The 14898-nt window shown below is 57.3% G+C and carries 12 protein-coding genes and 1 tRNA gene; 8 read left to right on the top strand and 5 right to left on the bottom strand.

What is annotated here, in order from left to right; genetic code table 11:
* Positions 1–70: 70 nt before the first annotated feature.
* Complete coding sequence (locus tag ACR0KM_RS19855; RefSeq protein WP_480861353.1) at positions 71–703, top strand: DUF2306 domain-containing protein; 633 nt, start codon at positions 71–73, stop codon at positions 701–703.
* A 327-nt stretch (positions 704–1030) separates the two neighbouring features.
* Here the strand turns inward: ACR0KM_RS19855 and ACR0KM_RS19850 are convergent, their stop codons facing one another.
* From ACR0KM_RS19850 to ACR0KM_RS19835, 4 genes are all read right to left on the bottom strand, one after another.
* Positions 1031–1291, bottom strand: coding sequence for a hypothetical protein (locus ACR0KM_RS19850; protein WP_480825775.1), 261 nt, complete (start codon positions 1289–1291; stop codon positions 1031–1033).
* Positions 1292–2103: 812 nt separating this feature from the next.
* Positions 2104–2478, bottom strand: a complete 375-nt coding sequence (locus ACR0KM_RS19845) for a VOC family protein (RefSeq protein WP_480825777.1) — start codon at positions 2476–2478, stop codon at positions 2104–2106.
* A 35-nt stretch (positions 2479–2513) separates the two neighbouring features.
* Positions 2514–3053 carry a hypothetical protein gene (locus tag ACR0KM_RS19840; protein WP_480861354.1) on the bottom strand — a complete coding sequence of 180 codons (540 nt, stop codon included), beginning with the start codon at positions 3051–3053 and terminating at the stop codon, positions 2514–2516.
* Positions 3054–3492: 439 nt separating this feature from the next.
* Positions 3493–3579: transfer RNA gene (locus ACR0KM_RS19835), tRNA-Leu, on the bottom strand.
* A 197-nt stretch (positions 3580–3776) separates the two neighbouring features.
* Here ACR0KM_RS19835 and ACR0KM_RS19830 point away from each other — a divergent pair.
* Positions 3777–4760: a complex I NDUFA9 subunit family protein gene (locus ACR0KM_RS19830; protein WP_480861355.1), complete on the top strand. Its 984-nt coding sequence runs from the start codon at positions 3777–3779 to the stop codon at positions 4758–4760.
* On the opposite strand, the gene ACR0KM_RS19825 is transcribed toward ACR0KM_RS19830, so the two are convergent.
* Positions 4761–5564: an undecaprenyl-diphosphate phosphatase gene (locus ACR0KM_RS19825; protein ID WP_480861356.1), complete on the bottom strand. Its 804-nt coding sequence runs from the start codon at positions 5562–5564 to the stop codon at positions 4761–4763.
* A 230-nt stretch (positions 5565–5794) separates the two neighbouring features.
* On the opposite strand from ACR0KM_RS19825, the gene ACR0KM_RS19820 reads away from it, so the two are divergent.
* The 6 genes from ACR0KM_RS19820 to fzlA all read left to right on the top strand — a co-directional run bounded on the left by ACR0KM_RS19820 (position 5795) and on the right by fzlA (position 14854).
* A complete protein-coding gene (locus ACR0KM_RS19820; protein ID WP_480861357.1) occupies positions 5795–7228 on the top strand; it encodes an NAD(P)-dependent oxidoreductase in 1434 nt (477 codons plus the stop codon).
* A 24-nt stretch (positions 7229–7252) separates the two neighbouring features.
* On the top strand, positions 7253–7687 hold the full coding sequence (locus ACR0KM_RS19815; RefSeq protein ID WP_480825787.1) for a GFA family protein: 435 nt from the start codon (positions 7253–7255) through the stop codon (positions 7685–7687).
* Positions 7684–12216 (top strand): glutamate synthase large subunit, encoded by a 4533-nt coding sequence (gene gltB, locus ACR0KM_RS19810; protein WP_480861358.1) that lies wholly within the window; start codon positions 7684–7686, stop codon positions 12214–12216. Before ACR0KM_RS19815 ends, gltB begins: the two co-directional genes overlap by 4 nt.
* A gap of 183 nt (positions 12217–12399) precedes the next feature.
* Positions 12400–13350, top strand: coding sequence for a Hint domain-containing protein (locus tag ACR0KM_RS19805; RefSeq protein ID WP_480861359.1), 951 nt, complete (start codon positions 12400–12402; stop codon positions 13348–13350).
* A 38-nt stretch (positions 13351–13388) separates the two neighbouring features.
* A complete protein-coding gene (mtgA, locus tag ACR0KM_RS19800; protein ID WP_480861360.1) occupies positions 13389–14129 on the top strand; it encodes a monofunctional biosynthetic peptidoglycan transglycosylase in 741 nt (246 codons plus the stop codon).
* Positions 14130–14188: 59 nt separating this feature from the next.
* Positions 14189–14854 (top strand): FtsZ-binding protein FzlA, encoded by a 666-nt coding sequence (gene fzlA / locus ACR0KM_RS19795; RefSeq protein WP_480861361.1) that lies wholly within the window; start codon positions 14189–14191, stop codon positions 14852–14854.
* The last annotated feature ends 44 nt before the right edge of the window (positions 14855–14898 follow it).

Raw genomic sequence — 14898 nt, 5'->3', positions numbered from 1 at the left:
GTACTGAAACACCCAAGATACCTGTTCACATATGATCTACTTATTCGGTTTCCGCAGGAGCGAGTTGCACATGCGCAAAGCTATCTTTTTTGTTGCGATCTGTTTTTCGGTTTTCGCAGCGCTGCGCCTGGAAGAAATCATAGGTGTTGGGTATCCGATATTCAGGTATTACGACAACTTCACGCACCACGCTCTGGATGCCAAGAATATCTATGTTTTTGTCGTTCATATACCGGCAGGGATAGTCACGCTTTTGTCTGGCGCTTTGGCGATTTCCATCGCGCCGGGGTCAAAGTGGCATATGCGGATTGGGGTTGTGTATGTGATCGCATCATTGATTTGTGCGATATGCGCGCTGATCATAACTATTGGCTATCATGTAACGCCGCTGATCGTATCGGCCTATGGAGCTGGGTCTGCGGTATGGATCTACTTTACCCTAAAGCTTGTATCCGCTGCCGCGCGGAAGCCACGCGGAGATGTATCCTACTATGCGATCATGAGCTATTCCTTTGCCTTTCTCTTTGTTACCGCGCGCTTGTCGCTGTTTGTAGCGTTTCTGTTCGGCGACCGGGCCTGGTACGATACATTTCCACTTGTCTATGGCTCAATCCTCTGGGCGCTTTTTTGGTGCCATTTGGCCGCGGGTGAGTATGCGGTCTGGCGTCTAAAACAGCCATCAAAGTTAAGGCCCAATCCGTAAAAGGTGATTACTGCTCACCAAAGCGTCGCAGATAGGGACACCTTTTGACGGGCTTAGAATTGAGCGAGTTTAACTGCGGAGCATTCCCAAATCGGCTGCCCCGCGATTTGCGGTCGGCCGGTTTCTTGTATTTGTGGACCAGTGGGGAATTTCCTATTGCCTTGAAAGGCGCTTGTTGAATCCAGCATTATGTTGGCTTTGACCTCTGCTGAAACCTCAAGACGTCGCGAGAATCTCGACAGCGTTCAGATCCGAATGGAATTTGCATCGGCAAGATACGAAATGGGCGACCAGTGCCGCCCATCTTTTGTCTATAGCAGTTTCGGGTTACCGCCCGTTGAATTTATCAAGCGCCGATGGATAGTTCCTGTCGTTGCGCGAGCCGCCGTTCGTGCTCTTTGACGAACGTGTACCACCAGAAAAACTACCTGCGTTCGTGGTATCCGCGCCATTTCCCCAGCCGTTATCGCCTTTCTTGGTTTCAGACGGTGGGTCAGGATTGTCACTTTCATCCACAGCGTAAACCGGGGCTGTAAAAGCCAGAGATGCTGCAATGAAGCTGATGATAGCTAGTTTGGAATTATTCATAGTATTTACCCCCACAATTGTTGAACAACAGTGGCTCGAAACCGAGACCACGAATACAGTTTAACCGTTTACGGCTGAACTCCTCGAGAACGTGCCATTCATCTTGCGTTCATGTTCGCTGCGTTCAATTTTGAAACGCTTAACCAGATTGGGCCTATTTGTACCGGGCTATACTGGAACCAGTATTCCCACTTTCTTTTTGCTAGCTTCTCAACTTTAACGAAACCGCTCAGGAGGTTACTGGAACACTAGCAAGCCGTGCAGGGTCTTTATCAATGGGCTTTGAACGCACCCGTTTAAACCGAGACCTGGTAACGGACCTCACCTGAGCGCATCACATCTCTCTGTGCCACCACCCGGCCTTGGACCACTCATGCACCTATTGTAGGCTTCGCGTTTAGCCTTTTGTTGGGCGTCCCATTCTGACTGCGACACACCCTAAGGCGCGGTTCCAAAACCGTTCGGCCCGAGATCACAAGCTGACAGGAACGCTGAGATGACGACTGGCACACCTAGTTTAAAAACGCACTTCATGGATGAATTTCCTCCCTCAATGCCGTCTCCGGCCCAGACGCAATATTGTCACGCACAGGTCCGCATATCACCAGATTGCTAGGCGGATATGTCTGCGCACACTCAAAGCTCAGACGAGCGACAAGTTGTTGCACACGGAGTCAAATGGATATCCCGGCAGATTGCCGCGACACTGAATGTGAATGCTGGTAAGCTCCAGTTTAGTGAGAAGCTGGGAAAAGTTCAATTGATTTACAAACACTTATATCGGTTGGCTCCCAAATGGGGTTGAGCTTCAATTAACTGTCGGTTTCGAAGTCGACGTGAATGTGATTACCGTCGAAGTCACATAGATTAACCTGTACAAGCTGCATCCCCGGTACCGGATCAATGGTGTGGGCAATACCAATCCTTCTTAGCTTATCAACGAAAGCTTCGAAGTCATCAGCCTTGAAAGCAAAGTGTTCCAGTGATGGGTTTGCTCCAACCGCAGGTTCTTCACCTACTCCGACCAGATGTACGACGGCTGTACTGCCCAGATACAGCCATGCCCCTGGGAAGTTGAAAGCGGGTCGTTTCCCAGGATACAGGCCCAGTACTTGCCCGTACCACTCAACCATATCCTCAAGGTGTGTGGTGCGCACGTTTACGTGGTCAAAAGCTAGCAATCCCATACCTATTCCCTATGACTCGTTCTGATCTCAACAGCCTAGTGCGAGTAACAACTCGCTATACTGTCCCGCGCGGCTCGAATCTCGTCCCCGAATGCGGTGTACAATTCCAGATACGGGCTGACAGTTCTGTTGTCCGAAACATAGCTTCGGAACTCAGGCAAGTTGGGATGGTCGCGCAAGGACGCTTGCAATTTCTCAAAGCGCGCCTCCAGGGCAAGGTTGCTTGGGTCCGCATCAAGCCACTGATCCATGTCATCTTCGCCCCATTCGAGTACCCAGAAGGCATCGGGCTCAGCAAACCTTTCAGGATCATTTTCCCAAAGCCAGACTATTCGAGAGAGTCGCATTGAAAAGCTAACTTTAGAAGCTTCCGCGCCCAATGATGCAACCTCAGCAAAATCTGGGCGCTCGACAGATACCGTCTCGGCAAAGTCGTCCTGGAAGTCTAACTTGAGGTCCAATTCATTTAGCAGTGCTGGCTCTATGCAGGTCCAATCAGATGCACCTATCGCTACACTAGGCAGCAACAAGGCATACAGCATTGCGGTGTGCTTGATGGCGTTTCTAACACTCATTCGAAACCTTTCTTTGAAAGCACCACCCGACCCCATTGGCCGTGTCGCCTTAGCCCAGAAACTGAATGCCCTGGGCGTCAAGCGCTAGCCTAAGATGTTTAACAGTAGAGACATTACCCTCGCCCTGATGGAGCTTGTTCAAGGTATTTCAATGCAATCCGGTCATTTCGGCCAAATCAGGGTTGCTAAGGCCGAGCGCGGATTTTGCCATTTAAACCGCTCTGGCGCCATCACCGCCCCATTTTTTGCGCGATTTTTACTTAGTAGGTGCTGTCTGCACGAGCTGTATTTGCTGCCTGGCCCCTAGAAACGGAGTAATGCTCTGAGTGTCCACCAACCAAATCAGACATTCAATCAACAATAATTCGGGGGATAAATCAGTGGATGTCAGACGGCCACCCAAGAAAGCAAATAAATTCCGATGTCATAGGGAGAAACATGGTGCCCAGGAGAGGACTCGAACCTCCACGTCCATACGGACACTAGCACCTGAAGCTAGCGCGTCTACCAATTCCGCCACCTGGGCAGGTGTCGTGGAGGGGCGTTTAAGCTGACTGGCGGGGGGCGTCAACCAGATTCGCGCCCGTTTTGAAAGTTTTTTCAAGCAGCCCGATCAGAACGGTCCCCAGGTCCGAATTTCACGAGCACGCGGCGTTATTGCGCCTTGTTCGCCGCGCGCTTGGGCGCTAGATCAAACCTGACCCAGACAGCAGGAGCACCATCATGTCCAAGTTGGTCACGATTTACGGTGGATCGGGCTTTGTTGGCCGCTACGTCGCGCGCCGTATGGCCGCCGAAGGATGGCGCGTCCGCGTGGCGGTGCGACGCCCGAATGAGGCGATGTTCGTCAAGCCCTATGGCGCCGTCGGGCAGGTTGAGCCCATCTTGTGCAACATTCGTGATGATGCCTCGGTTGCGGCTGCCATGCATGGTGTTGATGCGGTGGTGAACTGCGTGGGCGTCCTGAATGAGCTGGGAAAGAACGCGTTCGATGCGGTTCAGGCCGACGGAGCCGCGCGAATTGCACGCCTTGCTGCCGCGCAGGGTATTGGCAGAATGGTGCATATTTCGGCGATCGGTGCTGATGCTGAGTCAGACAGCCACTATGCGCGGACCAAGGCACAGGGCGAAGCTGCCGTGCTGCAGCACATGCCAGACGCCGTTATTCTGCGCCCATCGGTTATCTTTGGCACTGAGGACCAGTTCTTCAACCGCTTTGCCGGGATGACTCGGATGAGCCCGTTCTTGCCTCTGGTCGGGGCCGAGACCCGGTTCCAGCCCGTCTATGTCGATGATGTGGCACAGGCCGCGGTGTTGGGCGTGTTGGGCAAGGCCCAGCCGGGTGTTTACGAGTTGGGTGGACCGGAAACCAAAACCTTCCGGGCTCTGATGCAGCAGATGCTGGGCGTTATCCATCGGCGTCGGATCATTATTGGTATGCCGTTCTGGATCGCCAAAATCATGGCGGGCGGTCTGGATATTCTGAAATTCGTCAGCTTTCAGCTGTTTCCCAATCCGATCCTGACCCGTGACCAACTCAGGAATCTGCGGCGCGACAATGTGGTGTCGGAGGGGGCCAAAGGCTTTGCTGATCTGGGGATCGAGCCTACGACGCTTGAGTCGGTTTTGCCGGACTATCTTTGGAAATTCCGCCCTTCGGGTCAGTATGATGAGATACAGAATTCGGCAAAGAACCTGCGGATCTGATCAGCTATAAGCGATGATCAGCAGAACCGCACCTAGTATGACGCGATATATAACGTAGGGCGTAAAGCTCACGCTGCGTAACAAGCGCATCATCAGGCTGAGTGCGATGAGTGCAGCGACAAACGCAAAGAGCGCCGCAATTGCGCTGTCTTTGAGCAGTTGCAGGTCGAGTTGTCCGAGAACATCAACGGATAGCAACGCGCCCGAGGCCAGAATGGTCGGGATGGACATCAGCATTGCAATCCGCGCGGCGTCCTCGCGATCATAGCCCAGTTGCCGTGCACCTGTAATCGTGATGCCCGAGCGCGACGTGCCCGGTATCAGGGCCAGCATTTGCCACAGTCCCATGATGACCGCGTCACGCAGGCTCCAGTCGACCGCCTTTCTCGTCTGCGCCCCTTTTTGATCCGACCAATACAGTAGCAGGCCAAAGCCAAGCATTGCCCAGCCGATCACCGCAATCGAGCGCAGGGCGTGCTGCAACCCGGTCAAATACAGGACTGCACCAGCCACCACCGTCGGAATGGTCGCAACGATCAGGCCCAGGGCAAGCCGTGCTTCGGGCTGCTCGGAACGGCCCCGCAATGCGTCCGGCAATCCCGACAGGGCGCGCATGACGTCCTCTCGGAAGTACAGAACGACAGCCCCCAGCGTTCCGACGTGGACCGCGACGTCTATCGCCAGCCCTTGGTCATCGATTCCGGTGAGAAGCGGCAGAAGGATCAGATGGCCCGAAGAGGACACGGGCAGAAACTCGGTGACGCCCTGAATGATCGCCACGAGAATCAGGTGGAATAAGCTCATCTGCTCGGCTCTGCGCTATGGTCGTTTTTCTTATGAACTATGGGTATAAGTGCGGTGTGCGAAAGGAAAGAGTTCAAATAGGTCCGAATCGGAACTAAAAATCAGGATATCTGCTCATTTTGCATGCTGTTTCCTAGTGTTTCTTGTATATAGGTCAATATTGCTGACTTTTAATCCCGAAAGGCTTCCCGTAAAGAAGCCGAACCTAGCCAATTCATGGAGTCCGACCCGTGGCCAAGCAACCGATGCTGAAATTTGTGCAGATCGACCGTGACATGCCCGAAAAGCGTGCCGCGGGTGACCGCAAGGAAGACTTTGATGAAATCTATGCAGAATATGCTGCCGAGAAAGCGGCCGAGCAAGCCAGCCGGTGCAGCCAGTGCGGTGTACCCTATTGCCAGTCGCATTGTCCGTTGCACAACAACATCCCGGACTGGCTGAACCTCACGGCGACTGGGCGGTTGGCCGAGGCTTATGCAACCAGTCAGGCCACCAATACGTTTCCTGAGATCTGCGGGCGTATCTGTCCGCAGGATCGTCTGTGTGAAGGCAATTGCGTCATTGAGCAATCGGGTCACGGTACGGTCACCATCGGCTCGATCGAGAAATACATCACCGACACCGCCTGGGACAAAGGTTGGGTGAAACCCATCGTGCCCGGTGTTGAGCGCAGCGAGAGCGTTGGCATCATTGGCGGTGGGCCCGGTGGTCTGGCGGCGGCGGATATGCTGCGCCGGGCGGGTGTTCAGGTAACGGTCTATGACCGCTATGACCGCGCCGGAGGGCTGTTGATGTACGGTATCCCCGGCTTCAAGCTGGAAAAGGACATCGTGCAGCGCCGCAATGATCTGCTGGCCGATGGCGGTGTGACGTTCGAGCTGAACTGCGACGTCGACGCCGCGAAATTCGAAGAAATTCGTGCAAAGCATGACGCTGTGATCATCGCGACCGGTGTTTACAAATCCCGTGATCTGACCATGCCCGGCAGCGGGCTGGCAGGCATCGAAAAGGCCATCGACTTCCTGACCGCCTCGAACCGCAAAAGCTTTGGCGACGCGGTCGAGGATTTCGACAATGGTCGTCTGAACGCCAGCGGAAAGAAAGTCGTTGTGATCGGCGGCGGTGATACCGCTATGGATTGTGTGCGCACCTCGATCCGTCAGGGCGCGACCTCGGTCAAATGCCTGTACCGTCGTGACCGGGCCAATATGCCGGGCTCGCAGCGCGAGACGCAGAACGCCGAGGAAGAAGGCGTGATCTTTGAATGGCTCAGCGCGCCCAAAGGGTTCACTGGCGATGACAAGGTGACCGGCGTGATGGTGCAGAAAATGCGTCTGGGACAGCCGGATGCGTCGGGTCGTCAGGCACCTGAAGTTATCGAAGGTGCCGATTATGTCGAAGACGCCGATCTGGTGATCAAAGCTTTGGGTTTTGAGCCCGAAGATCTGCCCACGCTGTTCGGTCAGCCCGACCTGCCCGTGACCCGCTGGGGCACCGTCAAGGCGGCATTCCAGACCGGCGAGACCGAGATGGATGGCGTCTATGCCATCGGCGACATCGTGCGCGGGGCCTCTTTGGTCGTGTGGGCGATCCGCGATGGCCGCGACTGCGCCGATGCGATCATCGACCGGTTCAATGCCAAAGCGGCTGTTGCAGCCGAATAAGCCCAGCGATCAGGAGCGACAGCAATGCCCGAATTGCAAGGCCAATGCATGTGCGGTGCGGTCACCGTGACCGCGACCCCTGCGCGCGATGCGCTGGGCGCGTGCCATTGTGATCAGTGTCGCAGCTGGACCAGTTCAATGCTGATGACCTTTCAGGCCGAACCCGGATATGCTGCGTTGGGCCCGGTGAAAACCTTCACTTCATCCGACTGGGCCGAGCGCGCCTTTTGCGCCGACTGCGGCTCGGCGCTTTGGTACCGGATCACCCTGCCGGGTGAGATGCACGGACACACACAGATGGCGGCAGGGCTGTTCGACGACACCCAGCTGCCGCTGCAAATTGAACTCTATATCGACAAAAAGCCCGAGGGCTACGCGTTCGCAGGCGAGCGCAGGCAGATGACCAAAGCAGAGGTCGAAGCCATGTATGCCCCCTCTGATCAAGGAGACAGCCAATGACCAAATATGATGCCGATTGGGTGCGGGCCGAAGAAGCCAAACGCCAGTGGATGACTGAAAACGGTCTCTATTCCGAGGAAGAAGAGCATTCGTCCTGCGGCGTCGGCCTTGTTGTCTCTGTCGACGGTAAGCCGTCGCGCAAGGTTGTAGATGCCGGGATTGACGCGCTCAAGGCGATTTGGCACCGCGGTGCGGTGGATGCCGACGGCAAGACCGGCGATGGGGCGGGTATTCATGTCCAGATCCCGGTGCCGTTCTTTTACGACCAGATCCGGCGGACCGGACACGAGCCTGATATGGACAATCTGATCGCGGTGGGTCAGGTGTTCTTGCCGCGCACTGATTTCGGCTCGCAAGAGCGTTGCCGCACCATCGTCGAATCCGAAGTTCTGCGCATGGGCTACTACATTTACGGCTGGCGTCACGTGCCGGTCGACGTCACCTGTCTGGGTGAAAAGGCCAATGCCACCCGGCCTGAAATTGAGCAGATCCTGATCTCGAACAGCAAAGGCGTCGATGAAGAGACTTTTGAGCGTGAGCTGTATGTGATCCGTCGTCGCATCGAAAAAGCCGCTGCGGCTGCTGGGATTTCCGGCCTTTATCTGGCGTCGCTGTCCTGCCGCTCGATCATCTACAAGGGCATGATGCTGGCCGAACAGGTTGCGGTTTTCTACCCCGACCTGATGGACGAACGCTTTGAATCGGCCTTTGCGATTTATCACCAGCGCTATTCGACCAACACCTTCCCGCAATGGTGGCTGGCCCAGCCGTTCCGCATGCTGGCGCATAACGGTGAGATCAACACGCTGAAGGGCAACATCAACTGGATGAAGAGCCATGAGATACGCATGGCCTCCGGAACCTTTGGCGACTATGCCGAAGACATCAAGCCGATCATCGCGGGCGGATCGTCGGATTCGGCCGCATTAGACTCGGTTTTTGAAGTTCTGGTACGCGCGGGCCGCTCGGCCCCCATGGCGAAAACCATGCTGGTGCCGGAAAGCTGGTCCAAGCAGGCGGTTGAGTTGCCGCAGGCATGGCGCGATATGTATTCCTACTGCAACTCGGTGATGGAACCCTGGGACGGGCCTGCCGCTCTGGCCATGACCGATGGTCGCTGGGTTTGTGCCGGTCTTGACCGGAACGGCCTGCGTCCGATGCGTTATGTGGTCACCGGCGATGGTCTGGTGATCGCGGGCTCCGAGGCCGGGATGGTGCCGATTGATGAGGCATCGGTGACCGAAAAAGGCGCGCTGGGCCCGGGTCAGATGCTGGCCGTGGACATGAAGAAGGGCAAACTGTTCAGCGACAAGCAGATCAAGGATAAGCTGGCGCGCGCGTTGCCGTTTGGTGAGTGGGTTGGCAAGATCCACGATCTGGATGAAGCCCTTGCCGGTGTGGCCGAGACGCCCAAGTTTACCGGCGAAGAGCTGCGCAAGCGTCAGATCGCGGCAGGTTATTCTGTTGAAGAGTTGGAGCAGATCCTTGCTCCGATGGCTGAGGACGGCAAAGAAGCGCTGGCCTCGATGGGGGATGACACGCCGTCGGCTGTGTTGTCCAAGCAGTACCGCCCGCTGAGCCATTTCTTCCGGCAGAATTTCAGCCAGGTGACCAACCCGCCCATCGACAGTTTGCGCGAATACCGCGTGATGTCGCTGAAAACCCGGTTCGGCAACTTGAAGAACGTTCTGGATGAAGACAGCAGCCAGACTGAAATCGTGGTTCTGGGCAGCCCCTTCGTGGGCAATGCGCAGTGGGACAAGCTGGTCGAAAACCTCGATGCACCGCTGGTCGAAATCGACTGCAGCTTTGAACCCGGGCAGGGCGCCCTGAGCGCCGCTTTGTCCCGTGTTAGAGCCGAAGCGGAAGAGGCCGTGCGCTCGGGCGCGGGGCATCTGGCGTTGTCGGACATGAACTCGGGCGAGGGCCGTGTGGCGATGCCGATGATCCTTGCGACCAGCGCTGTGCACTCGCACCTGACCCGTCAGGGGCTGCGGACGTTCTGTTCACTGAACGTACGCTCGGCAGAATGTGTCGATCCGCATTACTTTGCCGTGTTGATCGGCTGTGGCGCGACCGTGGTGAACGCTTATCTGGCCGAGGATTCGCTGGCCGACCGCATTGATCGCGGGCTGCTGGATGGGACGCTGACCGAAAACGTCGCGCGCTATCGCGAGGCGATTGATCAGGGCCTGCTGAAGATCATGGCCAAGATGGGGATTTCGGTGATTTCGTCCTACCGTGGAGGCCTGAACTTTGAGGCCGTGGGCCTCAGCCGTGCGATGGTGGCCGAGTATTTCCCGGGCATGACCAGCCGGATTTCCGGCATCGGCGTCACCGGGATTCAGGCCAAGGCCGAGGAAATCCACGCCAAAGGCTGGGACACCGGTCTGGACGTGCTGCCCATCGGTGGATTCTACAAGGCACGGAAATCGGGCGAGACCCATGCATGGGAAGCGACCTCGATGCATATGATGCAAATGGCCTGTAACAGAGCCTCATATGAGCTGTGGAAGCAGTATTCGGCCAAGATGCAGTCGAACCCGCCGATCCACCTGCGCGACCTGATGGATTTCAAGCCGCTGGGTAAGTCGGTGCCGATTGAAGAGGTCGAATCGATCACCTCGATCCGGAAACGCTTTGTCACGCCGGGCATGTCGCTGGGCGCGCTGTCGCCCGAGGCGCACAAGACGCTGAACGTGGCGATGAACCGGATTGGCGCAAAGTCTGACTCGGGTGAAGGTGGGGAAGATCCCGCACACTTCGTGCCGGAGCCCAATGGCGACAACCCATCGGCCAAGATCAAACAGGTGGCCTCGGGCCGGTTTGGTGTAACCGCCGAATACCTGAACCAGTGCGAAGAGCTTGAGATCAAGGTCGCGCAAGGCGCAAAACCCGGTGAGGGCGGTCAGTTGCCGGGCATGAAAGTGACCGATCTGATCGCGCGTCTGCGTCATTCGACCAAAGGCGTGACGCTGATTTCACCGCCGCCGCACCACGACATCTACTCGATCGAGGATCTGGCGCAGCTGATCTATGACCTCAAGCAGATCAACCCGCGCTGTAAGGTGACGGTCAAACTGGTGGCATCCTCGGGCGTTGGCACGATTGCTGCCGGTGTGGCCAAGGCGAAAGCGGATATTATCCTTATTTCGGGACACAACGGTGGCACAGGCGCGTCCCCTGCAACCAGCATCAAATATGCGGGTCTACCGTGGGAGATGGGCCTGACCGAAGCGCATCAGGTTCTGGCGATGAACAACCTGCGCGACCGGGTGACCCTGCGCACCGATGGCGGCCTTCGCACAGGCCGCGACATCGTCATGGCCGCGATGATGGGGGCCGAGGAATATGGCATCGGCACCGCCGCGCTTATCGCGATGGGCTGTATCATGGTGCGTCAGTGCCAGTCGAACACCTGCCCGGTCGGCGTGTGTACCCAAGACGAAAGCCTGCGTGCCAAGTTCACCGGCAACGCCGATAAAGTCGTCAACCTGATTACCTTCTACGCGCAGGAAGTACGCGAGCTGTTGGCCAGCCTGGGTGCTCGGTCTATTGACGAAATCATCGGACGCGCAGACTTGCTGGCTCAGGTCAGCCGCGGCTCGGCGCATCTGGACGATCTGGACCTGAACCCGCTGCTGATCACCGTCGATGGCGCGCATGACATCGTCTACAACCGTGACAAGGACCGCAACGCGGTACCGGATACGCTGGACGCCGAGATCGTCCGCGATGCGGCACGGTTCCTGAAAGACGGTGAAAAGATGCAACTGTCTTACGCGATCCAGAACACGCACCGGACCGTGGGCACGCGTGTCTCAAGCCATATCGTGCAGAATTTCGGTATGCAGAACACCTTCCAGGACGACCACCTGCATGTGAAACTGCAAGGCTCTGCGGGCCAGTCGCTTGGGGCCTTTGCGGCACCGGGGCTCAAGCTGGAAGTATCCGGCGATGCCAATGACTATGTCGGCAAGGGTCTGTCAGGCGGTATGATCGTCGTGCGCCCACCGCAGGTCAGCCCGCTGAAGGCGGATGACAATACGATCATTGGCAACACCGTCCTGTACGGTGCCACCGACGGCCACCTGTTCGCGGCAGGCCGTGCCGGTGAGCGGTTCGCGGTGCGAAACTCCGGCGCCAAAGTGGTGATTGAGGGCTGTGGGTCCAACGGGTGTGAATACATGACCGGTGGCGTTGCCGTCATCCTTGGCGATATCGGGGCCAACTTTGGCGCCGGCATGACGGGTGGTATGGCGTACCTGTATGACCCGGAAGACCGGGCGCAGGCGCTGATGAACATGGAAACGTTGGTGACTTGTCCGGTCAGCGTCGATCACTGGGAAGCCCAGCTGAAATCCCTGATCGAGCGTCACATGGCCGAAACCCATAGCCGAAAAGCCGCGGATATTCTGCAACATTGGGATGTAGAGAAAGCCCATTTCCTTCAGGTCTGCCCGAAAGAAATGCTCAACAAGCTTAGCCATCCTCTGACGCTTGAGGCGGCGGCGGTTCCCGCCGAATAGGCTCTGATAAAGGCGAAAAGACGGCCCTGCGTGCTCGAAATGACACGCGGGGCTTTCATTATGTGGTTGCATAAGAGGCTGATTTCTTGCCCGCGTCGCAGAAAACACCCAGCTTTGGTCATAGTTTGTTCGGGAATTGCAGGCAGTCTGCAGCCGTGTGGAGAGTGAGTTTGGAGTAGTCAGATGCCCACGACCTATACGGACCAGTTCTTCGTCCTTGACCCGGCCAATCCGGGCGCGAACGGGACGGTGGTTGGTTCAACGCTCACGGTGCAGAGTTTTGATATCGTCGATCAGAACGACGACGACCTGATCAACCGGCTGAACGGTGACTCGGTAGATGGTGCCGACATCACCGCATCCTACTTCAATGACATGGTGACGATCGAGCTTCCCGACGGCTCACAGGTGACCTATACCGGTGTCACCTTCTATCTCGCAGATGGGCGAGAGGTGTTTACCCCGACCGACGGGTCAGTCCTGCAACAGGGGACGTTTGTTTCATCTTCGGTGACGGATTTCAGCGATGATGGGGCGTCCTTCGGCTCGGTCAATATCGACAATGGCGATCTTGGGCCGCCGTGTTTCACACCGGGCACGTTGATCGCCACCCCGGATGGTCCATGCCCCATCGAAGACCTCAAGCCCGGCGATCTGGTGAATACTGCCGACAGCGGCGCCAAGCCTGTGCTGTGGATTGGGCGCACCACGGTTGAGGCCCGCGGCAAGCTGGCGCCCATCCGGTTCGAGGCCGGGATGTTCGGGCTCAGCCAACCGTTGTTGGTGTCCCCGCAGCATCGGATGCTGATCGACGATTGGCGGGCACCCTATCTTTATGGTCATTGCGAAGTGCTAATAGCTGCCCATTGTCTGGTGAACGGCACCAGTGTGACGCGCGTAGAAGGCGGCGAGGTTGATTATATCCACCTGCTGTTCCGCCGGCACGAGATCGTATTTGCCAATGGGGCCAAAAGCGAAAGCTATTACCCCGGTCATGCCATCGCGCAGACCGAGCGTGGCACGCAGGCCGAGGTCATTGGGCTGTTCCCTGAATTGCAGGCACGCGGGGCGGTTGCCGCCAAAACCGCGCGCCCGGTGATCCGCCCGCGCGACGGGCGGCTGATGTCGAAATAATCCGTTTCAAATACGCCTGTCGCGGCGTATAGCAAGGCATGGCAAAAAAAGCAGGCCGCAAGACTCGCGGTAAGAAAAAACAGGCGACCAAGGCGAATACGGTATCAGGCGCAATCGCGTGGGTGCGACGCTGGGTGCTGCGTGCCGTGTTGGCGGTGGCAGCCGTTTTTGTGGCACTTGTGTTGTTTTACACGGTCGTGAACCCGCCGGTCACGCATACGATCTGGTCCGAATGGCGGCGGCTGGGGCAGATCGAGCGTGAGTGGGTTCCGATTCAAGAGATTTCACCCATCATGGCCCGGTCAGTGGTGGCGGCGGAGGACGCGAATTTCTGCCTGCATTGGGGGTTTGACGTCGAAGCGATCCGCGACGCGCTGGAGGATGGCGGCAGCCGTGGGGCTTCGACCATCACGCAGCAGGTGGTGAAGAACGTGTTCCTGTGGCAGGGGCGCAGCTGGGTGCGCAAGGCACTTGAGACCTCGATGACCCCGGTGGTCGAGATCGTCTGGAGCAAGCAGCGGATCCTTGAGGTCTATCTGAACGTCGCCGAAACCGGTCAGGGCGTGTTTGGGGTCGAGGCGGCGGCGCAGAAATATTATGGCGTCAGCGCCGCGAAGATGAGCCCCGTGCAGGCGGCGCGGTTGGCGGCGATCCTGCCCTCGCCGCGCAACCGCTCAGTGACTGATCCTTCGGTGCGCACACGCAGGCGGGCGGCGTCAATTCTGGACGGAGCGGCCACCATCCGCGCAGATGGACGCGCTGACTGTTTCGAGGATTGAAACCCCGCCCCCACTGGCGCTAAAGCTTTAAGCGTATTCTTTGTTTCGAATGGAAATCCATGGCGCGTCTGTTTCACGTTCCCCTCTCGCCCTATTGTCGCAAGGTTCGCCTGTCTTTGGCAGAAAAGAAGATCGAGGTTGAGCTGGTCGAAGAGCGATATTGGGAACAGGACCCGGATTTCCTGCGCCGCAACCCGGCGGGCAAGGTTCCGGTGCTGCGGCTGGACGGTCAGATCATGGCCGAAAGCGCCGCGATCTGCGAATACATAGAAGAGACGCGCCCCGAGCCGCCATTGATGCCCAAAAAGCCCGAAGCGCGGTATGAGGTGCGGCGGCTTGTGGGATGGTTCGATGACAAGTTTCATCACGAGGTGACGTCGAAGTTGCTGTATGAGCGGGTGAACAAGAAAGTCACTGGGCAGGGCTATCCGGACAGCAAGAACGTCAAGGAAGGTGCGCGGGCGATCAAGTATCATTTGGATTACATGACCTGGTTGCTGGACCACCGCCGCTGGCTGGCAGGGGATCAGATGACATTGGCCGATTTTGCCGCAGCGGCGCATCTGTCGGCGCTGGACTATATCTCGGACGTGGACTGGAACCGGAGTGCCGCGGTGAAGGATTGGTATGCGAAGATTAAGTCTCGGCCAGCGTTTCGGTCGATACTGGCGGATCAGGTGCCGGGGTTTCGGCCACCGGCGCATTACGCTGATCTGGATTTCTGATATCTTGGGTAGGACCGGGGGCTGTCTGCCCCCGGACCCCCGAG

The sequence above is a fragment of the Ruegeria sp. G10 genome, from assembly GCF_056533645.1.
The sequence above is the reverse complement of the archived record's forward strand: the minus strand, read 5'-3'. Positions and strand labels throughout refer to the sequence as shown.